At 68.2% G+C, this 22,038-nt stretch carries 12 protein-coding genes; 1 reads left to right on the forward strand and 11 read right to left on the reverse strand.

The genetic code is table 11. The features are described 5' to 3' along the window. Positions 1 to 108 precede the first annotated feature (108 nt). Entirely contained in the window at positions 109 to 3,444 is a 3,336-nt protein-coding gene (locus tag NL1_RS08585; RefSeq protein WP_373862535.1) for an arabinosyltransferase domain-containing protein, read from the reverse strand. 146 nt (positions 3,445 to 3,590) lie between these two features. Here NL1_RS08585 and NL1_RS08590 point away from each other — a divergent pair, with 146 nt between their 5' ends. Beyond that, on the forward strand, positions 3,591 to 4,088 hold the full coding sequence (locus NL1_RS08590) for a peptidylprolyl isomerase (protein WP_067836163.1): 498 nt from the start codon (positions 3,591 to 3,593) through the stop codon (positions 4,086 to 4,088). Positions 4,089 to 4,160: 72 nt separating this feature from the next. On the opposite strand, the gene NL1_RS08595 is transcribed toward NL1_RS08590, so the two are convergent. The 10 genes from NL1_RS08595 to NL1_RS08640 form a co-directional block, all read right to left on the reverse strand. Then, complete coding sequence (locus NL1_RS08595) at positions 4,161 to 5,705, reverse strand: acyl-CoA carboxylase subunit beta (protein WP_067836164.1); 1,545 nt, start codon at positions 5,703 to 5,705, stop codon at positions 4,161 to 4,163. Positions 5,706 to 5,719: 14 nt separating this feature from the next. Further along, complete coding sequence (pks13, locus tag NL1_RS08600; RefSeq protein ID WP_067836167.1) at positions 5,720 to 11,014, reverse strand: polyketide synthase Pks13; 5,295 nt, start codon at positions 11,012 to 11,014, stop codon at positions 5,720 to 5,722. Between the two features lie 107 nt (positions 11,015 to 11,121). Beyond that, the gene (gene fadD32 / locus NL1_RS08605) at positions 11,122 to 13,041 is read right to left on the reverse strand and encodes a long-chain-fatty-acid--AMP ligase FadD32 (protein WP_067836169.1); all 1,920 of its coding nucleotides are present in this window, start codon (positions 13,039 to 13,041) and stop codon (positions 11,122 to 11,124) included. A gap of 199 nt (positions 13,042 to 13,240) precedes the next feature. Then, complete coding sequence (locus NL1_RS08610; protein WP_067836170.1) at positions 13,241 to 14,260, reverse strand: LLM class F420-dependent oxidoreductase; 1,020 nt, start codon at positions 14,258 to 14,260, stop codon at positions 13,241 to 13,243. 169 nt (positions 14,261 to 14,429) lie between these two features. Next, on the reverse strand, positions 14,430 to 15,413 hold the full coding sequence (locus NL1_RS08615) for a cutinase family protein (protein ID WP_084510407.1): 984 nt from the start codon (positions 15,411 to 15,413) through the stop codon (positions 14,430 to 14,432). Further along, positions 15,413 to 15,967 carry a DUF732 domain-containing protein gene (locus NL1_RS08620; RefSeq protein WP_067836174.1) on the reverse strand — a complete coding sequence of 185 codons (555 nt, stop codon included), beginning with the start codon at positions 15,965 to 15,967 and terminating at the stop codon, positions 15,413 to 15,415. The genes NL1_RS08615 and NL1_RS08620 overlap by 1 nt, the downstream gene beginning before the upstream one ends. Positions 15,968 to 16,068: 101 nt before the next feature. Further along, positions 16,069 to 17,943, reverse strand: a complete 1,875-nt coding sequence (locus NL1_RS08625) for an alpha/beta hydrolase-fold protein (protein WP_084510408.1) — start codon at positions 17,941 to 17,943, stop codon at positions 16,069 to 16,071. Between the two features lie 167 nt (positions 17,944 to 18,110). Continuing rightward, on the reverse strand, positions 18,111 to 19,148 hold the full coding sequence (locus NL1_RS08630; protein WP_245673144.1) for an alpha/beta hydrolase: 1,038 nt from the start codon (positions 19,146 to 19,148) through the stop codon (positions 18,111 to 18,113). 299 nt (positions 19,149 to 19,447) lie between these two features. Next, positions 19,448 to 20,461, reverse strand: a complete 1,014-nt coding sequence (locus tag NL1_RS08635; protein WP_084510409.1) for an alpha/beta hydrolase — start codon at positions 20,459 to 20,461, stop codon at positions 19,448 to 19,450. 319 nt (positions 20,462 to 20,780) lie between these two features. Further along, the gene (locus tag NL1_RS08640) at positions 20,781 to 21,839 is read right to left on the reverse strand and encodes an alpha/beta hydrolase (RefSeq protein ID WP_084510410.1); all 1,059 of its coding nucleotides are present in this window, start codon (positions 21,837 to 21,839) and stop codon (positions 20,781 to 20,783) included. Between the last annotated feature and the right edge of the window lie 199 nt (positions 21,840 to 22,038).

Raw genomic sequence — 22,038 nt, forward strand, 5'->3', positions numbered from 1 at the left:
CTACGAGACTGTCCGAAACCGCTCCTACTACGTCCCCCGAAAACGCACAGGGCCGTGCGTCGGTGAATCCTCACTGACGGCACGGCCCTGCCTAGTTTCCGGGATCGGTCAGAACACCCGCATGTCCCCCGGCGACCACAGACCGGAACGGTTCGTGGTGCCGGTCTCGAGACGGGCGGGCTTGGCGGTCGAGTCGTACTGGTCGTAGCGCTCCAGCGAACCCCAGTCGCGCGCCCAGTCGTTCTTCATGTAGGTCGGCATGGTGGTCGACTTGGCCAGCATCTGCGCGAAGCCGAGCGGGCCGCCGAATTCCTCGGCCTGCCAGGTATTGGTGGAGCTGATGGCCAGCGGACGGTCCGGCAGGATGCGGAACTTCGGCACCTCGGCCACGCCGTTCTCGTGGTAGAACGGCCGCTGGCACGGGAACTGCAGGCCGACGGCCCAGTCCAGCAGGATCGGCTGCTCGGAGCCGAGGAAGTCGTTGAGCGACTTCAGCTTCGGCATCCGCGGCGGGGTGAACGCCAGCCACTGGTCACCGATCAGAATCCGGTCGTCGGCGACGATGCGCACCACGTCGGCGTCCGGCGCGATCTCGTCCAGCGGCACCCGCAGGTTGCGCCAGGACGGGAACGGGCCGATATCGCGCGGCAGGTACGTGCCAAGCTTCTCCACGCTTCCGTCGGGCTGGGTGCGACCATAGTCCACTGTCAGCGACTGGCCGTACTTCATCGCGCCGGTGTCGTCGAAGGACATGATGCGTCCGGCGGCCGAGATCACCACCAGCGGGCGGTCGGCAGATCGCGCGGGCAGCTGGTACCAGCTCGAGGTCAGTGCGGCGGGCTGCTGCACACCTTCCTGGTAGCTGCCCATGATCGGGGTCGTCGCCGGGTCGAGGCCGAACGGCAGCGCCACGGTGCTGCCGTTCACGCCGAGCGCGCCCTGGCCGCCACCGGTGCCCGCGCTCTCGCCTTCGGCGAAGGCCGCGCCGACCGACTGAGTGGAGGTGTTGCCGGTGCCCGGCTTCACCTCGACGCTGTCGGCGGACAGGTCGTCCGGCACACCGTTGGGATCGAAGCCCACCGGCTTGCCGCCCCCGAGCGGGTCGTCGTTGGCGGGCGGGTTGGCCGGGTCGATGATCGGCGTCAGCCGTCCGCCGTTCGGGTCGGTCTCCACCAGGACGTCGTTGGCCAGGCCGCACATGTTGCCGCCGAGCGCGTCGAAGTTGGAGCGGGCCAGCGAGTACGCCGGGTACTGCGAGTAGGCGCCCTTCGCCAGCGACGCCACCTCGAGCAGCACCATCAGAGCGGCGACGACGGTCAGCGGTATCGCCGCGAACTTGCGGATCCGCCTGCCGCGCACGGTCTTCGCCGACGGCTGCGGCTTGGTGTAGTCCTCACGCAGCGCGGACCAGGCCACCAGCGCGAGCGCGAGACCGAAAAGACCCAGCATCAGCGTGTTCGACTGGTAGCCGCTCAGCGAGATCTGCTTGTCGAACCACGGCACGCCGAAGCTGGAGACGTACCAGTAGCCGTTGATCCCGGAGAACGCGATCGCCAGCACGAACGTCAGACCCGCGAGGAAGATGGCTCGGTTCTTGCGCGCCCGCAACGCGCTCGCCGACACCGCGACCGCGGTGACCGCGGCGAGCGAACCGGCGATGCCCGCGTACGCGCCGAAGTGGTGGGTCCACTTCGTCGGGTTGAACATCATGAAGAAGATCGTTCCGAGGACGATGCCCATCAACCGCCACGTCGGGGCACTCGCGATGCCGGGCACCCGCCTGCGCCGCAGCAGCACCAGCATGGTGGTGAACAGGCACAGCAGCATGACCAGGAAGGCGAAGCGGCGAGAGAGCGAGCCGTCCACCGTCTCCACGAACAGGTAGTAGTAGCGCAGGTAGTCCTCGTACCAGGCCAGGTTCGGGCCGGTGGCCTGACGCACCCGGTTCGCTTCCTGGATGCCCGCGAAAGTCTGATCGCCGTAGACCACGGTCAACACCAGCAAGCCCGCCGCGCCGATGGGCGCGAGCAGCGGCAGCGCGCCGTGTTCGCGATGACGGCGCACCACGATCCGCACCAGCGGCCGGATACCGGCGAGCAGGGCGGCGACACACATCAGACCGGTGGGCGCCGCAGCGAGCGTGAACGCGGCGACCAGCACCGCGACCGCGGCGGGCAGCATGCGACCGGTCGCGATGGCGCGCTCGATCGAGACCCAGGTCAGCAGGGCGCCGAGCGCGACGATCGGCTCCGAGCGCAGACCGTTGTCGTAGGGCAGCCAGAAGGCGAGGAACACAAGGCCGCCGGTCCACAGCGCCACCTTGTTGGTGCGCACGCCACGCCCGAGGCGGGGCACCACCTCGCGGCTGATCACCATCCAGCACAGGATCGCGCAGCACAGCGCGGGCAGGCGCACCCACGGGCTGGCCGTGGAGATCTCCGCGAACACCTGGATCACGTAGTAGTACCAGCCGAACGGCGCCTCGGGCACGCCGTACCAGCGGAAGTAGTTGGCCATGTAGCCCGCGTCCGGGGCCACCCGCACCATGCTCAGGATGTAGCCGTCGTCGGAGGTGTTGGCGCCGACGAAGTGCCACAGCAGCAGGGTGCCGATCACCGCGCCGTCGGCCCACGTCGGCTTCAGCCAGTGGCGAGGCAGGAAGCGCCGGTGGCCGCGGCCGTCGCTGCTGTCGAGGCGGGCCAGCGCGGCGAGGGCGACGAGCGTGCACAGCAGCGCTGCGATCATCGCGATCATCTTGACCAGCGTCGGGGTGGAGCTGAATCGGGTGTCGACGGTCATGTCGAAGGACAGACCGGCGGGCACCGCGCCCTTCAGGTCGGTGAAGACGCCGACCACTTGCGGCCGGAAGTCACCGGGCATCTGCCCCTCGACGGGCACCCGCACGGTCTCGGTCTGCCCCGGCGCGCCGCCCTGCACGGGGCGCTCGACCGACGACGTCATGCCCTCGAAGGCCGCGAAGGTGCGGTTGTGATCGGAGGTGATGACGATCGAGGAGCACTCGCCCATGCGCTCACGCTCGGCCGAGGCCACCACCGCGTTGCGGTTCACCACGTCGACGGCCGTGTCGGAGACACGCACGAAGATGGCCTCCAGCGCCGCCCGGTCGCCCTGCGGGGGCGCGGTCGCCAGCAGCATGCCGCCCTGCGCGGGCAGCGACGCCACCGCCGAACACGGGATGCTCGCCCGCAGGTCGGTCGGCACCTGCGACATCAGCGGCGCCTGCACGTTGCCGAGCGTGCCGCCCTGCGGCCACTTCAGCACCGCCGTGGTCTGCTCGACGGGCAGGAACGGCGCGGCCAGTGCCAGCAGCGCCCCCAGCACCCCGGCCACCAGCGCGATTATTCGCGCCGTCCGAAAATCCTTCGGTCGGACTTCGGGTGCGGCGGGAGGCTTCGTCAAGACAGCGGTAGCGACGTCGGGCACGGTTCGCAATGCTAGCGGGTAACCGGACGGCACCGGGTCTCGGAAGCGCGCGTTCCATTCGACGAATTTCGGGCCGAGGGTCGTTTTCGCCCCGAAAGTCGACCCGACTTGGTGACCCATTACCCCGCGAATGGAAAGGTGTGGGTATGACCAAGGTGAATCTCGAGACGAATTTCGGAACGATCGTCCTGGAGCTGGACGCGGACAAGGCGCCGAAGACGGTGCAGAACTTCGTGGACTACGTGAACGCCGGCCACTACAACGGCACGATTTTCCACCGCGTGATCCCGAACTTCATGATCCAGGGCGGCGGATTCGAGCCCGACATGCGCCAGAAGGGCACCAGCGCCCCCATCCAGAACGAGGCGAACAACGGTCTGAAGAACAACAAGTACACGGTCGCGATGGCCCGCACCAACGACCCGCACTCGGCCACCGCGCAGTTCTTCATCAACGTCGCCGACAACGACTTCCTGAACCACTCAGCGCCCACCCCGTCCGGTTGGGGCTACACCGTGTTCGGCGCCGTCGTGGACGGAACGGACGCGGTCGACAAGATCGCGGGCGTGGCCACCGGCTCCGCGGGCATGCACCAGGACGTGCCGCTCGACGCCGTCGTCATCAAGTCCGCAACCCTCGGCTGACCACCGCACCGCAGATATACCAATCGGGCCGTCTCCCCAGGGAGTACGGCCCGATTGCGGTCTACGAGGAAGTCACAGCGGCAGCAGGTGGTGCTTGCGCGGGTTGCGCGCGAGCTGCTTGTCCTTCAGCAGTTGTAGCGCCCGGCGTAGCTCCAGCCGGGTGCTGGACGGCTCGATGACGGCGTCGATGTATCCGCGCTCGGCGGCCACCCACGGCGTCGCCACGGTCGCGTTGTAGAAATCGATCATCTGCTGCCGCATCGCGGCGCGCTGGTCCTCCGGCGCGGCCTCGATCTGTTTGGCCCCGATCAGGCTCACCGCGCTCTCCGCGCCCATCACGGCGATGCGGGCCGTCGGCCAGGCCAGGTTCACGTCGGCGCCGAGCTGCTTGGAGCCCATCACCGCGTAGCCGCCGCCGTAGGACTTGCGGATCACCACCGTCACCTTGGGCACGCTCGCCTCCACGAAGGAGAACAGGAAGCGGCCGCCGCGCTTGATGACGCCGATCTTCTCCTGTTCCACACCGGGCAGGAAGCCGGGCGTGTCGACCACGAAGACCAGCGGGAGCTCGAAGGCGTCGCAGAGCCGGACGAAGTGCGCCGCCTTGTCCGAGGCGCGGGCATCCAGCGCGCCGGCGTACACCATCGGCTGATTGGCGACCACGCCGACGCTGCGGCCGTCGATGCGGGCGAAGCCGGTGATGATGTTGCGCCCCGCGGTCGCGCCGATCTCGTGGAAATCGCCGTCGTCGAAGATGCGCAGCAGGATCTCGTGCATGTCGTAGCCCGCGTTGTCGGAGTCGGGCACGATCGAGTTCAGCTCGCGGTCGGAATCGGTGACCTCCGGCTCCAGGCCGGGGTTCACGATCGGAGCCAGCTCCTGGCAGCTGGTCGGCAGGAAGCCGAGATAGTCGCGCACCCACTGGAACGCGGCCTGCTCGTCCTTGGCGACGTGATGGATGTTGCCGTACTCGGCCTGGCTCTGCGCGCCGCCGAGCTCCTCGAGGCTGACGTCCTCGCCGGTGACCTCGCGGATCACCTTGGGCCCGGTGACGAACATGTACGCCTCTTCGGTCGCCACCACCACGTCGGTGTTGATCGGGGCGTACACGGCGCCGCCCGCGCACTTGCCGAGGATCATCGAGATCTGCGGCACCAGGCCGGACAGCGGCTCCTGGCGTCTGCCCAGCTCCGCGTACCAGGCCAGCGAGGTGACCGCCTCCTGCACGCGAGCGCCGCCGGAATCGTTGATGCCGACGACCGGGCAGCCGACCTTGGCGGCGTACTCCATGATGTAGGCGACCTTGCGGCCGAACATCTCGCCCACCGAGCCGCCGTACACGGTCTGGTCGTGCGAGAACACCGCCACCGGGCGGCCATCCACGAGGCCGTGGCCGGTGACCACGCCGTCGCCGTACAGCGCGGCGGGATCACCCGGCTTGCGAACCAGCGCACCGAGTTCCACGAAGGTGCCCGGATCGAGCAGCATGCCGATCCGGTCGCGGGCACTGGGAATGCCCTTCTTCGCCCGCTTCGCGACCCCCGCTTCACCTGCCGGTTCCTGCGCCAGCTCGAGACGTTTACGGAGATCGGCGAGTTTCTCGGCAGTAGTGCTCACTGTGCCCCTTTCGCCTAGATTGCCGCGAGCTTCGTGCTCAGGTCGGCTCCGATCTTGCCGATCCGTGGCTCGTCGACGATCTGCAGGTGATCACCGGGGATGTGCACGATCTCGAGGTTCTCGATGAACTCGTCCCAGCCGCCGTTGGGTCGCCGGTCGGCGTAGCGCGGCTCGAGTTCGATCGCGCCGTCGTGGTAGCGATCGGCGAGGTAGAGCACGACGTCGCCGTCGTAGCGGCCGGGCTGGATCTGCTGCAGCGCCCGGTTCTCGATCCACGAGGTCTTCTGGTGTTCGAGCACACCGCCCGGGATCTTCGCACCGCTCATCTTGACGAGGTCGGTGATCATCTTGTACTGCTCTTCGTCGCTGGCGGCGGCCAACGTCTCCAGCTGCTCACGGTCGAGCTCGCCCTGGACGTTGTAGGTCTTCCGCGCGAACGCCTGGAAGCGCTCGATCCGGCGAACCCGCTCGGCGGGGCTGTTGTCCTCTTCCTCGACCGGGATCGCGAGGTCGATCAGGCCGACGATGCGCACGTCGGCGCCTTCGGCCCGCAGCAGCTGCGCGACCTGCAGCGCCAGCACCGCGCCCAGCGACCAGCCGTACAGCACGTACGGCCCGTTGCCTTGAATCTTGCGCAGCTCGGGCACGTACTGGCGGGCACGCTCCTCGATCGAGCCGTCGACCCGCTCGAAGCCGTACATCGGGGTGTCGGCAGGCAGCCGCTTGAGCAGCGGTTCGTACACCAGGGTGTTGCCACCGGCGGGGTGGAACACGAAGACCGGCACCGCATTCGAGCCCTCGGCACGCACCCGCAGCGGCCGGATGAAACCGTCCACGTCGGCGCCGCTGTCCTGGAGCTGGCGCACCACGTCGGCCAACTGCTCGATGGTCTCGGAGTCGAGCACGTCGTCGATGGTGATCTCGGCGCCCACCCGCTCGGTGAGGCGAGCCGCCAGCTTCTCGGCGATCTCTTCCTCGAGGATCGGCAGGGTATCGAAGATGCCGCCCGCGGACTTTCCGGTGACCACCGCCCAGCTCGCGTAGGTCAGCCGTTCCGCGGCGTCGCGCGGCGGCACACCGGTCTCGTCGGCCGAACTCTGCTGACCACCGAAGACCGCGGCGGCCTCGGCGGGAGCCACGGCCGGTGTCGCGGGCTGCGCGGCCGATTCCGCCGCGGCGACAATCGCTTCCGCCTCGGCCACGACCGTCGTGTTCTCGGCATCGAGACCCGGAACGGCCCCACCCGCGACGGCCTCAGCCGGAATGGCCTCAGACGGAGCGGCTTCACCCGGAACGGCTTCTCCCGCAACGGCCTTCACTGCGGCGGCCGGATCCTCGCCCGCCTCCAGGGCGGAGCGAGCGGCGGAAATGAAGTCGCCGTCGACGGCGATCTCCTCGCCCGCGGCCTGCTTGTCGGCGATGGCCTGCACCTCGTCGCGGTGCTCGATGGCGTAGCGCAGCACCTTGCCGACCTCGTTGAGGTTGGCGTCGCGCACGGCCTGGAGCTGCAGCTGCGGGATGTCGAATTCGTACTCGACGCGGTTCTTGATGCGCATGGCCATCAGCGAGTCCAGACCCAGCTCCATGAGCGGGATCTCCATCGGCAGGTCCTCGACGGCGTAGCCCATGGACTCGGCGACGATGATCGCGAGCCGGTCCTCGATGGTCTGGCTGCCGCTGGGGTCCCACCGGTCGCCGAAGGTCTCCACGACCTCGGGCTCCGCGACGGTCGCGATCACGGTCTCGGTGACCGGCTGCGCGACAGCGGTTTCCGGCAGCGCGGCGCCGGAGCTAACGACGGCCTCGAAGAGCAGGCGGAAGGCGTTGCCCTCCTTGGCGTGCACCTGCGCCGAGGCACCGCCCAGGTGCGGGGTCAGCGTGGTGGTCAGTGTTCCGGCGGCGGGCGGCGCGCCGTGGGTGATCGACGCGCCCACCGCGACATCGCTGAGTACCTGCGCCGCAGCGGAATTCACCAGCGCGGCCAGGTCGGTGACGACGCCCGCCTGGACCTCCCAGACGTGGCGGCCGTCCGGCAGCGCGACGTGCGCGCCGGGAACCTTGGTGTTGCCGCTTCCGGTGGACATCCGGCTCTGCGGCCAGAACTCCTTGCGCACGAACACGGTTCGCGGCACGTCGGCGTACTCGCCCGCGGGCAGCAGCGAGGGCAGGTCGACCGCGTGGCCGTGCACGTAGAGCTGGGCCAGCGCGGAGATCACGCCCGCCGACTCGTCTTCCTTACGCTTGAGCGTCGGGATGAGCTGCGCGTCGTGCAGCCCGGCCGCGAAGGTGGTGCCGAGAACCTGCATCAGCGCAACGGAATTCGGCGCGAGTTCCAGGAAGGTGGTGTGCCCGGAGTCCACCGCGAGCTTCACCGCGTTGGTGAAGTACACGCTGTGGCGCATGTTCTTGACCCAGTAGTCCTCGTCGTGGATCGGGTCGTGGCCGGGGCGGTAGAACTCCTCCTTGTTCACCGTCGAGTACAGACCCGACTTCATGCGGGTCGGCTCGATGCCCGCCAGTTCCGCGGCCAGCTCGCCGAGCAGCGGATCCATCTGCGAGGTGTGGCCCGCGCCGCGGGTGTTGAGCACGCGGGTGAACTTGCCCGCCTCCTCGACCTTGGCGACGATCGCCTGCACCTGCTCGGTCGGACCGCCGATCACCGTGTTGGTCGGCGCGGCGTACACCGCGACCTCCACGTCCGGGTACTCCGGCAGCATCGCCTCGATATCGGCGGCGCTCAGCTCGACCAGCGCCATATTGCGCACGTCGGCGTCACTGATCATCGCCTCGCCCTCGCCCATCAGGCGCGAACGGGCGCAGATCACCCGCACCGCGTCCTCGAGCGCGAGGCCGCCCGCGATGTAGGCGCCCGCCACCTCGCCCATCGAGTGGCCGACGACGGCGGTGGGCTCGGCCCCGTGCGCGCGCAGCAGCGCGGCAAGGCCGATCTGAATGGTGAAGATGCCGACCTGCGAGGTGCCGACGTTGTAGTCCTGGGTGTCGTCCAGCATCAGCTCGCGGATCGAGTAACCGGCCTCGTCCTGCACCAGCTCGTCGACTTGGTCGACGGTGGCGCGGAAGATCGCGTTCTCCAGGTAGAGCTGCTTGCCCATCTTGCGGTGCTGCGCGCCGAAACCGGCGAGCACCCAGATCGGGCTCTGCGCGGCGGGGGCGTCGGCGGTGAAGACGCCGGTGCCCGGCTTGCCCGCGGCGATGGCGCGCAGACCGGCGACGGCCTCCTCATGGGTCTTGGCCAGCACGGCGCCACGCGAACGCCAGTGGCTGCGCTTCGCCAGCGAACGGGCTACGTCGGCCAGCGGGACGTCACGGCCCGCGTCGGACTCCAGCCAGTCGGCCAGCACCGCGGCGGCCCGCTTACGGCGAGAGGGCAGGTAACCGGACACCGCGAGAATCACGGGCAGCGGCTCTTCGCGCTCGACCGACCATTCGGCGGGCGCCTCGACGGTTTCCACCTCGGCAACCGCAGCCTCGACAACTTCCGTCTCGACCTCGGCGACAACCTCAGCGTTCTGCTCAGCAGACACCTCCACAGCCGCGCCCTCAGCGGGCGCGGCAGCGGACGCTCCCCCCTCAGCGGGCGCGGCAGCGGCCGCCACATATTCCTGGAGCACGACGTGGGCGTTGGTGCCGCCGAAGCCGAAGCCGGAGATGCCGACGGTGGCGACGCCGCTGTAGCGCGGGAATTCGGTCGGCTCGTCGACGACCTTGAGGCGCGCCTGCTCGAACGGGATGAACGGGCTCGGGCCCGCGTAGTTGATGTTCGGCGGAATGACGTTGTGCTGGAACGCCATCAGCACCTTGGCCAGGCTGGCCGCGCCCGCGCCGGACTCCAGGTGCCCGAAGTTGGTCTTGGCCGAGCCGAGCAGAGCGGGCTTGTCGGCGTCGCGACCGCGACCGATCACCCGGCCGAGCGCGTCGGCCTCGATCGGGTCGCCGATCGGGGTGCCGGTGCCGTGCGCCTCGATGTAGTCGACGGTGGAAGGCTTGATGCCCGCGTCGCGGTAGGCCGCGCGCAGCACGTCGGCCTGCGCGTCCGGGTTGGGCGCCAGCAGACCGTTGGAACGACCGTCGTTGTTGACCGCGGAGCCCTTGACGACCGCGAGAATCCGGTCACCGTCCCGCTCCGCGTCGGTCAAGCGCTTCAGCACGACCAGGCCGCCGCCCTCGGAGCGGACCATACCGTCGGCGTCGGAGGAGAAGGCCTTGATGTGGCCGTCCTTCGCGACGCCGCCGCCCATGTCGAAGCCGAGGGTGGCCATCGGCGTCAGGATCATGTTGATGCCGCCCGCCAGCGCCAGATCGGCATCGCCGTCGCGCAGCGCCCGCACCGCCTGGTGCACGGCGACGATCGTCGACGAGCAGGCCGTATCGACGGAGACCGACGGACCGCGGAAGTCGAAGAAGTAGGACACCCGGTTGGGGATGATGCTGGAGACGCTGCCCATGATGGCGTAGCCCTGGGCCGTCGCGGGCAAGTTGGGGTCTTGCTCACCGCTGAGGCCGAGCGCCGCGATCAACTGGAAGTCGTTGGCGGACGAACCGATGAAGACACCGACCGACTCACCGCGCAGCTCGCTCGCCGGAATCCTGGCGTGCTCGAGCGCCTCCCAGGTCAGCTCCATCATGAGTCGCTGCTGCGGATCGACGCGCTCGACTTCGATCGGCGACATCGCGAAGAACTCGGCATCGAAGCCCTTGACGACCTCCTGGTCCAGGTAGCCGCCGAGCGTATTGCCCTCGGCGACCGCCTTGGCGATCTCGGGCTCGCTCAGGAACTCCGACCACCGGCCTTCGGGCGCTTCCCGGATGCCGTCGCCGCGGTTGATCAGGAACTCCCAGGTCGACTCCGGGGTGTCGCCGGCGCCGGGCAGCCGGGTGGACAGGCCGACGATCGCGATGTCGTGTGCCTCGCCGGGGGTGTAACCGGCGGTGTAGAAAGCGTCGTCGGCCGACTCCTCGGGCGCCTCGGGCTCACCGTGCACGATGACCTCGGCCAGCGACGCGATGGTCGGGTGCTTGTAGACGACGGTCGCGTTCAGCACCACACCGGTGAGTTCCTCGATGTCGCCGCCGAGAGCGAGGGCGTCGCGCGAGGCGAGCCCGAACTCCTCCATCGGACGATCCACCGTGATCTGCTCGATCGGCTGCCCGGTCGCCTCGGCGACCCAGCGGCGCAACCACTCTCGCAGTTCGGCCACCGAGATCTCGGGGGCGGCGGGCGCTGCCGTGCCTTCCGAGGCGGCGGACGCGGTTTCGGTCGTCTGGGGCGTGCCCTCGTTGTCAGCCATCAATTCCTCAAGCTACCTGTCTGCGTACCGGGCGCGCCGTGGATTGACGCGCGGCGTGGATGAGATCCGCGCCGAGCGTCGATGGTCGGCCTTCAGCTCACCCGTGATTACTCTTCCGGTGCATCGGGGAAAGCCTGCTGGGTGTAACCGCCCCGCAGAGTTCCCTCCAGATAAGCAGTCTTGCAGGCCCGCCGGGCGATCTTGCCGCTGGAGGTGCGCGGGATCGAACCCGCGGGAACCAGCAGCACATCGCGCACGGTGACGCCGTGGCGCTGCGAGACGGCCGCGCGCACCGCGTCGGCGATCGGTAGCGGGTCGGCCTTGCCTGCGCCCGGCCCGCGCTCGCCGACGATGACGAGCTGCTCGGAGGCGTCGTCGGCGTCGAACGTCTTCAGGCCCGAGTGGCTGCCCTGTTCGAAGACCTCGGCGGGCAGCTGGTTGGCGGGCACCGAGAACGCGGCGACGAAGCCGGGGCGCAGCGCCTTGCTTGCTTCCTGCGCCGAGTACTCCAGGTCCTGCGGGTAGTGGTTGCGGCCGTCCACGATCACCAGGTCCTTCACGCGACCGGTGATGTAGAGCTCGCCCTCGAAGTACACGCCGTAGTCGCCGGTGCGCATCCAGTGCGCGTCGGCCTCGGCGCCCTCGGTGTGGCTGCCCTCGGCGAGCGGCTCGGTGACCTTGTTCTGGAAGGTCTTCGCGGTCTCGTCGGGCCTGCCCCAGTAGCCGATGCCCATGTTGTTGCCGTGCAGCCAGATCTCGCCGACCCGGCCGTCGGGCAGCTCGTGGCCGCCGCCGTCGCTCTCGACGGTCTCCGGGTCCACGATCGCTGCCCACTGCGACTTCGCCACGTAACCGCAGGACACCTGCGCGATGGCGTTCTCGGTGTCCTGCTCGACCCGGACCATCCGGCCCGCGTTGAGCTCGTGGCGGTCGACGTAGACGACCTTGGCCTCGTCCTCGGCCTTGGTCGCCGAGACGAACAGCGTCGCCTCGGCCATGCCGTAGCAGGGCTTGATGGCGGTCTTGGGCAGGCCGAACGGCGCGAAGGCCTCGTTGAACTTCTTCATCGAGGAGGTGGTGACCGGCTCGCTGCCGTTGATCAGGCCGATGACGTTGGACAGATCCAGCGACTCGCCCGGCTTCGGCAGACCGCGTGCCGCGGCGTGCTCGAACGCGAAATTCGGTGCGGCGGCGAAGGTTCCGGCTCCGTCGGAGACCGCGGCCAGTTCCTTGATCCAGCGGTACGGGCGGCGCACGAACGCGCTCGGCGACATGATGGTGATGTACTTGCCGCCCACCGCGGGCAGGATCACCGTCAGCAGGCCCATGTCGTGGAACAGCGGCAGCCAGGTGACGCCGCGCGAGTTCCAGTCCAGGTTGATGGAGTGGACCATCTGCAGCAGGTTGGTGCCGACGGCGCGGTGGGTGATCTCCACGCCCGCGGGAACCCGGGTCGAACCCGAGGTGTACTGCAGGTAGGCGATGTCGTCGATCTTGATGTCCGGGCGCACCCAGGTCTCGCCGACGCTGTCGGGGATCGCGTCGACGGCGATGATGCGCGGACGCTGCGCGGCGGGCAGCGCGCGGAAGAACTGACGCACCCCGGCCGCCGAGGAGCTGGCGGTCAGGATGGCGGAAGGCTCACAGTCGCCGAGCACGGCGTGCAGGCGATCGGTGTGGCCGGGCTCGTCCGGGTCGAACAGCGGCACCGAGATGGTGCCCGCGTAGATGGCGGCGAAGAAGGAAACCACGTAGTCGAGGCCCTGCGGAGCCAGGATCGCAACCCGGTCACCCGGCTTGGTCACCTGCTGCAGTCGGGCGGCCACCGCGCGCAGCCGGACACCGAATTGCTGCCACGTCAGCTCTTGTACCTCGCCATCGCGTTCCCGCGAATAGTCGATGTAGCGGTACGCGAGCGTGTTCGCGTCGTTGCGGGTGTGCTTCTCGACGTGATCGACCAGGGTGTGATCCTCGGGAATACGGATGTTCCCGGTCTCGTCCAGGTAATCGTCGAAAGTCTCTTCCATTCCTTCTTCTCCTCCGAGGCACACGCAGCAAGATGGCGGCACCGCCGCCTGTTCACCCACCTGTGAGGCCCCGACTCGCTTTCGCCCGCGGGTGCTCTTCGTCCTAGAGCCAAACCTGCAGATATTTCACGCGGTCTGCGCGGTGACCGCTATCGGCTAGATGTTCTCAAACCAGAGTCATGTTACAGAGAAGACCCGGTCACTCATCCCGCAGCAGGGGGATAACCGGTGCGAACGCGTCCATCTGGGTGGGGAACACGCCGACATACGACATCGACGTGAGTTGCCGCACACGACGGATTTGTTCGGCGATCTCCTCGAACGTCCCGATCGCCACATAAGGCGAATTCAGGATGTCCTCGACCGAGAGCTTGGTGTCCACCTCGAGGTCGGGGTGCAGGCCGCGCTCGATGGCCGAGAGCGCCATTTCCGCGGTCTTCTCCCGGTCGTCGGTGATGACGATCGCGGTGATGGCCCAGTTCAGCTCGATCTGATCGAACCGCTCGCCCGCGGCCTCCTTGATCAGATTCACCTTCTCGATGGTCTTCTCCATGGTGATGCCGGAGAGCAGACCCTTGCCGTTCTTGGTGGTGACCGGAACGACGGAGATGATGTCGGCGTGTTTGGCGGCCAGGCGCAGCATCTTCGGTCCGCCGCCGCCGGTACAGATCGGCGGGCGCGGGCCCTGCCGCGGACGCGGGGTGCCCTTGATGCCGTTGACCTGGTAGTACTTGCCCTCGAAGGTGCACTCCTGACCGCGCAGCAGCACGTCCAGGATGGTCAGCGCCTCGTCCAGCTTGGCGAGACGCACCCCCGGAGAGTCGTAGACCAAGCCCGCGGCCTGGTACTCGTCCTGCTTCCAGCCCGCGCCGAGACCCACCTCGAGACGGCCCTTCGACAGCACGTCGATGGTGGCCAGATCCTTGGCGAGCACCACGGGGTGCCGGAAGCCGTTGGCAAGCACGGAGGTTCCGAGGCGGATCTTCTCGGTGGCCTGGGTCAGTGCGCCGAGCGCGGCGATCGGACCGATCTGGTCACCGAGGTGATCCGGCACGACGAAGGCGTCGTAGCCGTACTCCTCGGCCTGTTGCGCCGTCTGGACGAACTTGCGGGCGCCGCCCTCTTGCTTGTTTCCCTCGCCCGCAGCCGCGAAGCGAAAAGGACGCAACGGGGTGCCCAATGCGGTCAGCTCACCGGCCGTGGCGGCGGCTTGTGTCATGAACTCATGCTCCTGGCTGTAAGGAAAATGCGGCGCGACTCCTGCCCCCGATACTCGGGGGTAAGTCGCGATCATCAGCGCACTTTACAACGTGCCTGCGGACTCCCGTGCGGTTGCCGCAGCAGCGGATGGTCGAACACACGCCTACGCCAGCGTGGTTTGTGCCTTCTCACGAATGCGGCGGGCGCGGGGCGCCCTCGACCAGCTGGCTGGCCCAGGCCGACGTCCACTGCGTCGCCGTGGTGCCGTTGCCGTCCACCACGTATCCGTTGTAGAGCGCGTGTACCGGGTTCCCGACCGCGCGCACCAGGGTGAGCACGCTGGGAATCCAGTTCACCGGATTCAGCGCCTGCGGCGGCGAATCGCAGATCAAATCGCCTGGGGCGCAAATGGTGTAGGTGCGGTCGGCGAGCGCGCCGAAACCTTCCCGCGGACCGGTCATCGTGATGCCGGGCACCTTCAGGCCCGCCAGCGCGACCTCCGCGCCGACACCGGGCGGCGACGTGCCGATCGGGATGGCCCGGCCCGGTCCGGTGTCGAGGGTGCGACGGCCGTCGGCGATCAGCGTCACGCCGAGCACCCGGTCGGCGGGAACCGGACCCTTGCCCGCCCCGATCTGCGCGGCGATGTCACCCGCGATCACCGCGCCCTGCGAGAACCCGGCGATCACATAGGTGGTCAAGGGGCATTCACGGGCCCGCTCGGCCATCACGTCGACCATCTGCTGGGCGCCCTCGGAACGGCTGTTGTTGTAGGACTGCTGGCCGTCCGGCGGGATGGCGACCGGGTTCGAGAACTGCGCCACGTACGGCACGGTGTAGACGTCGACCCGCTCGGCAGGGAACTGCTGCTGCACCGGCCCGGAGATGTTGAGCATCAGCGACAGCGGGTTGGCCGTCGGATTGTGTGGGTCGTCGTTGCTGCTCGACTCCCAGGTGCCCGGCACCGAGATCATCTGCACGTCCGGACAGGTGGCGGGCTGCGACGTCGGCGGCTTCGGCGGTTCGGGAACCGGCTTCGGCACCCGCAGCCGCCCGGCGAGCAGGAACCAGAGCAGGATCACCACGACGACGATCAAGGCGACTACCGCGAGCGCCACCAGGCACCCCACCGGCCGGAGCCGGCGGGGTCTCGAACCGAGACGAGCACTCACTAGCAGTAGTTCTGCTTGGCCGTCTGGATGTAGATCTGCCCGGCCTGCTCCACCGGCATCTTGGCCGGGTCGAAGGAGGGATCGGAACCGGCCATGGCGTTGACGAACGTGGTCATGTCCGCCTCGGAGGCGCCCGCGGCGACGCCCTGGCAGACGTAGCTGCCGATGCTGAGCGCGATGTCCGGGCTGGACGGGTTCACGCCCTGCGCCTTCAGCGCCTCGAGGAACTTGCGGTCCTTCTCGGTGAGGTTGGAGGTGTCGGCGGGCGGCACTTGGTTCGTCGGCACGGGCTGCGGGCGCTCCGGCGCGGCGGTGTCGGCAGGCGGCGGAGCCTGCTCGGGCGCGGGGGCCGGGGTCTCCTGGTGGCCTTCGTGGCCGCCCTCGGCCGGAGTTGTCGGCGCGGCGGGGGCTTGGGTCTGCGTTACCGCCGTCGTCGTAGGCGGCAACGTGGGCGTGCTCGTCGCGGTCGAGTCGTTGTCACCGCAGGCGGCGAGCAGGCCGGTTGCGGCGATCGCCATGGCAACGCCGAGTACCTTTCCACGGGTCCGATGCATGAAATTCAGTCCTCGATCTGTCGGCAAGGGGGATCGGTCGCCCCCAGGGTAATGGCAACGACGCACCGGCCGACGGCAGTCAGCCAACAGACCGGTCGGAATTAAAGGCCGTGAACCTCCGCTTTGCCGCCCCGCACCGTGATGAACCCGGCCTGGAAGTTCTGCCGCACCCCGCCCGGAATCGCGAACTCGTCGCTGATCGGATAGCCGAGTTTGCCGTTCTCGAAGCCGACACTCTGCCAGGCGTCCATCATCGCTCCGTTGCGCACTGCCCACGCGCCCGACAGCGGACTCCAGTAGATGTTGCCGCCCTCGAATCGGCTGTAGCGGCCGAGGTCCTTCAGCGGAAGTTCTTCCTTCGCAGGGAATCCGAGCCAGCTGTTCTCGAATCCCAGCTGGGCGTACTTGCCGAGGATCAGCCCCTGCACCAGGTGCACGCCGGTCGCGGCGCTGTAGTAGAACGGGCCGTTTTCGAAGGCCTGCACGGCGCCGTCCCTGTTCGGCGTCTTGACCTCCGGTGCGGTCGGATAGCCCGCCGGTCCGCGCTCGAAGCCCTGCCTGCCCCATTCGTCGAGGATCGCGCCGCGCACCACTTGGGCGCCGGTCTGTGGCGTCCAATACAGCGAGCCGTGCTGGAACGACTGGAACCATCCGCGGCCGTCGGGCAGCACGTGTTCGCGGCCGGTCGGGAGGCCGAGCGGGCCCGCGGGTCCGTGCGCCGCCTGGTAGCCGCCACCGATCAAGCCGCCGACCGCGTGCGCGCCGGTCTCCGGCGAGAAGAACACGCGACCGCCGTGAAAGTCCTGCGCGACGCCGCCCGCCACCTGGTACTCCCCGGTGAGGCACTCGCCGAGCCAGCCGTTGGCGCCCAGCGCGGCGCCGATCGACGCCGAGGGCGCGCACGCGGGCTTGTCGGCTTCCACCCCGAGCGCGGACGCCGCCTGCGTCCAGGACTGGCGCATCTCGAAATCCCAGTAGGGCCACGAGTGGGTCCCGGACGGGCGGTAGTTGACCTGCACCGGAATGGACAACTTGGCCAGCTTGGTGACGAAGTTCTCCGAGGTGAGCCGGGACAGGATCTCCAGACCCATGCCCGCGTAGTTCGTGCTCACGCCGGGAATGCCGGAGTCCAGATCGAACGGTCCGGTGGCGCCGCTGCCACTGGAGACGTAGAGGCTGGTGCCCTTCAGCCGGTCGGCGAGCACGTACGGATCGTGGTTCTCCCACTCCTGGCTGATCGGCGGGCCCCACATCGCGGCCGAGTCGAAACCGCCCGCCTCGAGCATCGCGAACTCGATGGCCTGGGGCATGCCGAGGGTGGTCGTGGTGAGGAAGCCCGAGTACGAGGCGGCGTACTTGACGAAACCCGGGTTGCGTCCGGCCAGGAACATCGCCGCCGTGCCGCCCATCGAAAGACCCTGCATGCCGCGCACATCGGTGGCCCGCCACTGGCTCTCCAGCAGCGGCGGCAGCTCCTTGGTGAGGAAGGTCTCCCACTTGTAGTTCTTGCCGTTGTTCGGCTGCAGCCAGTCGGAGTAGAAGCTGGCCTGGCCGCCCACCGGCAGCACCACGGTGACGTTCTTGTCGGCGTAGAACGCGGCCGCGCCCGCGTCCTTGGTCCAGCCGCTCTCGTCCTCGGTGGCGCGCAGGCCGTCGAGCGTGAACAGCACGGGGAACCTGGCGTCCGGGCGGGCGTTCCAGTCCCTGGCCAGCAGCAGCTGTACCTGCACGGGCGCGCCCATGGACGGCGAGTTCACCCACAGTGCCACCCGGCGGTCGCCGAGCCAGATCACGTTCTGCACCGTGGCCTCGGCGGGTACGGTCGCGGGCTGGGCCGCGGCGGGCGCGGTCAGTGGGCCGGCTCCCGCGGCGAGCGGTAGCACCAGGGCGGTAGCTAGCAGGGCGAACCGGCCGCGCGTCGCGCGTCCGCCGCGTCGTCGGATCCTCCCCCACCTACCACACGCAACTCCAGCCATTGGAGCTTTCTACCCCCGCACACCTGCGGTTTCCGGTAGACGCGCCCATAGCAAAATGCTGTGACTGGTTTTTCCGATCGGTCGACGGCGTGTCGCCGGAAAAACGACGACGCCGCCGCTTCGACGAGGAAGCGGCGGCGTCGCTGGCGTTGTTCAGTGCGAGGTGATCACCAGGCGCCGGTGGCGTCCAGGATGCCCTTGCGGGAGTTCCACAGCTGGCCCTCCCAGTACTTCCAGGAGTGGGTACCCGCGGCCGGGAAGTCGAAGAAGGCCGGGATGCCCAGCGAGCCGAGGCGAACCTGGAACGCGCGGGTGTTGACCAGCGACAGGGCCTCGAGCGCCATCGCGTTACCGGTGTTGAACAGGCCGACCGGCGAGTTCGGGCGGTCGAACTGACCGGGCAGACCCGACGCCGCCGAGATGTACATCGGCAGGCCCTTCAGCTGCGGCGCGAACACGAAGGGGTCCATCCGCAGCCACTGCGGGCTCCACGGCGCGGCCATCGAGTCGACGTTGTAGCGGCCCGCGTCCAGCATCGCGATGCGGATCGCCTCGCGCATGCCCGGCGCCGAGATGTTCAGGTAGCCGGAGTAGGAACCGGCGAACTTGAACTGGTCGCGGTGGTAGGCCGCCAGGGCCAGTGCCGCGCTACCGCCCATGGACAGGCCGATGACCGCGTTGTTGGTCTTGGAGACGCCGTAGCCCGCGAGGAAGTTCGGCAGCTCGTTGGTCAGGAAGGATTCCCACTTGTAGGTGGTCTTCTGACCGTTGGTGTTGCTGGGCGCGTACCAGTCGGCGTAGAAGCTCGACTGACCGCCGACCGGCATCACCAGGGTGATGTTGTCGTTCTTGAACTGGTCCATGGCGTTCGTCTCGAACGACCAGGCATTGCGGTCGTCACGAGCGCGCAGGCCGTCGAGCATGTACAGCGCCGCGTTGCCGCCGCGCGATGCCCACTGCACCTGAACCTTGATCGGACCCATCTGCGACGGGACCATCAACTCCTCGTAGCCGCCCGCGGGAGCGCGCAGCACGGGGGCGTGCGCGGGAGCCGCGGTGGCGATGGTCGGGGAAGCCAGTCCGGCGGCGATCGGCAGCGCTAGCGCAGCGGCACCGACAGCCAGAATTCGTTGACGCCAACCCCGAGGTGCGTCTCGCCGACCCGACTTGACACTCTTCGGCGCGGCGGCCCTGCCGAAACGCATGAATCCTGCTCTCTTTCTGCTGTTGCGGTGCCACCGCGCCGAGCCGGCGGGGCGACACCCGTGCTGCCAACGAGACGCACGTCACACCGACACCGGTACCCGACATTCCGGCATCAATCGACGGCGCTACAACGATCTGGTCACACTTGCGCTCGCAGGAGGATATTCGACGTCCGAATCCTTAGCAAGACTGCGGCTCGACCGGGTGGTCGAAATCCGCCCGCGCACAATCTGTGATCGTGCGGTGACCCTACCGCGTTCCAGCAGTGATGTCGTCCCCGACTGCCGAATTTGTTACGTCATCCAAGATGCGCGCTCATATCCGGCAACATCGCCAGCAGCTGATCCTGCCAGTAATGCCAGTTGTGGACGCCGACCTCCGGGTAGCTGTAGATCACGTTCGCGCCGCCGAGGCTGTCCATCTTGGACTGGAAAGCGCGGGTGTTGGCCAGCGCGAGCGACTCGAGCGCCCTGGCGTTGTTGAGGTGATACAGGTCGATCGGCGCATTGATCACGTCACGCGGTCCGCTCTGGCCGCTTCCCGCCGAGACCCAGAGCCGAGTTCCGTTCTGCCGCAGCAGCTGCGCGAACATGAACGGATCGTGGCGCAGCCAGCGCGGATCCCACGGCGGCCCCCACATGGCGTCGATGTTGAAACCGCCCGCGTCGAGCAGCGCGAGCCGCAATGCCTCGCGCATGCCCGGCGCGGAAATGTTCAGATATCCGGAATACGAACCCGCGTAACGGAATTGATCGGGGTGATAGGCGGCCAACGCGAGCGCGGCGCTGCCGCCCATGGACAGACCGAATACGCCGTTGCCGCTCGGATTGAAACCGAGGCGGTCGCGCAGCGCCCAGCGCAGGTTCTCGGTGAGGAACGTTTCCCACGCGTAGGCGACCGTCTGACCGTTGGTGTTGCTCGGTGCGATCCAGTCCGAATAGAAGCTGGACTGGCCGCCGATCGGCATCACCACGTTGATGTTCCACTGCGTGAGGGTCCGTGAGATGTCGGTGTCGATCTCCCAGCCGCTCAGGTCGTTGCGGGCGCGCAATCCGTCCAGCGCGTAGACGACGCGATGGGTGTTGCCGTCGGCCGCCCGGAAAATCCGGTTCTTGACCGGACCCATGCTGGAGTCGACCCAGAAATCGAAACCCGCCGGATCGAAACTCGCCGCGGCCGGGACGCTCATCCCCGCCGTCGCGGCGCCGAAAGGCACCGCAAGCGCGAGCGCCAGGCCCGCGACCGAACGCCGTAACCAACGCCGCGGAGAACGTCCGCCGGCAACCGCATCGCTTATCCCGTGAACTCGCATCGACCAGACCTTTCGCCCGCGCGGTCACCGTTGACCGCAACTGTCGTGCATGAGGATCGCCATTCGGCGCCGAGAACCTCCAGGAGCGCGGGTTTCGGCGGTACTGCTCTTCTATATGCGGATATTCGATGCAGACGCCCGCAAAACTCGCTGCGATATCGGATCGTGACCAAAACCGGACATCGGCCGGTGCCGGCCCCGCCGGGGCGGCCCCTTGCTCAGGGAGTCGGTCGCCCTTGGGCCGCCAGCGATTGTCCAGCCAACCGGAAACGGCGGACCGCCCGGAGCGAGATGGCTCCGGGCGGTCCTCGGTGAAAGCTCAGCCGATGTTCGCGGACAGGTCCGGAATCATGCGGTTCACCTCGTCGGCCCAGTTGTTCCAGGCGTGAATGCCGTACGCCGGGAACGAGTAGACGGCATTGCCGCCGCCGAGCGTCGCCATGCGCGCCTGGAAGGCCCGGGTGTTGACCAGCGCGAGCGCCTCGAGCCCCATGCCGTTGAGGGTATTGAAGCTCGGCGAATCGGTGGCCGCGGGCAGGCCGCTTGCCGCCGCAACCCACAGGCGGGTGCCGTTGCGAATCAGGTTGGGCGCGAACACGAACGGGTCCATCCGCAGCCACTGCCTGCCCCACGGCGGCGCCATCGAGTCCACGTTGTAGCCGCCCGCGTCGATCATGGCCACGCGGATCGCCTCGCGCATGCCAGGGGCGGAGTTGTTCAGGTAGCCGGAAAGCGAACCCGCGAAACTGAATTGGTCCGGGTGGTAGGCGGCCAGGGTCAGCGCGGCGCTACCGCCCATCGACAGACCGAACACACCGTTGCGGTTCGGGTTGAAACCGAGCCGGTCGCGCAGCGCCGAGCGCAGGTTCTGGGTCAGGAAGGTCTCCCACTGGTACCGGTAGCTCTTGCCGGGACCGCCCGCGAGCACGTTCATCGCGCCGGAGCCGGAGCTGGAGCCGGAGCCCGCGGGAATGCCGAGGAACTCGCTCGGCGCGTTCCAGTCCGCGTAGAAGCTGGACATGCCGCCGACCGGCATCACGACGTTGATGTTCTGGCTGGCCAGAAGCGCGGGGATGTTGGTCTCGATTTCCCAGCCGTTGAGGGTCTCGGGAGCCCGCATGCCGTCGAGGACGTAGACCACGCGGTTGGTGTTGCCGTCCGCGGCGCGCAGGACGCGGGACTTGATCGGGCCCATGCCCGAATCGACCCAGAAGTCGAAGGCGGCCGGATCGAAGCCCGCCGAGGCCGTCGCTCCGGTGCCCGCTACGGAGACCCCGAGTGGCGCCAACATCGCGATCGCGACTCCGAGCGCCCACGTCCGCATCCGTGTTCCTGACGACGATCTACGGGCGCGGTGTTTCCAGCGGGCAGTACGCATTTCGACTCGACCTTTCCTCGACGACCGGAGGAAGGCAAACAGTAAGCAACTCCACCAGCCCCCACATCGGGCACAAGATCACGCGTCCGCACGGGAAACGGACGCTTCGACCTCTGTGCATGCTTTCTGTGTATCAATCGGCAGTGGATGCTTCTTTGTTGCTGGAAAGTGATACAGGCCACAAGGATTCGTGGTTTGC

It is taken from the genome of Nocardia lijiangensis NBRC 108240, from assembly GCF_001613045.1.
Lineage (GTDB): Bacteria > Actinomycetota > Actinomycetes > Mycobacteriales > Mycobacteriaceae > Nocardia > Nocardia lijiangensis.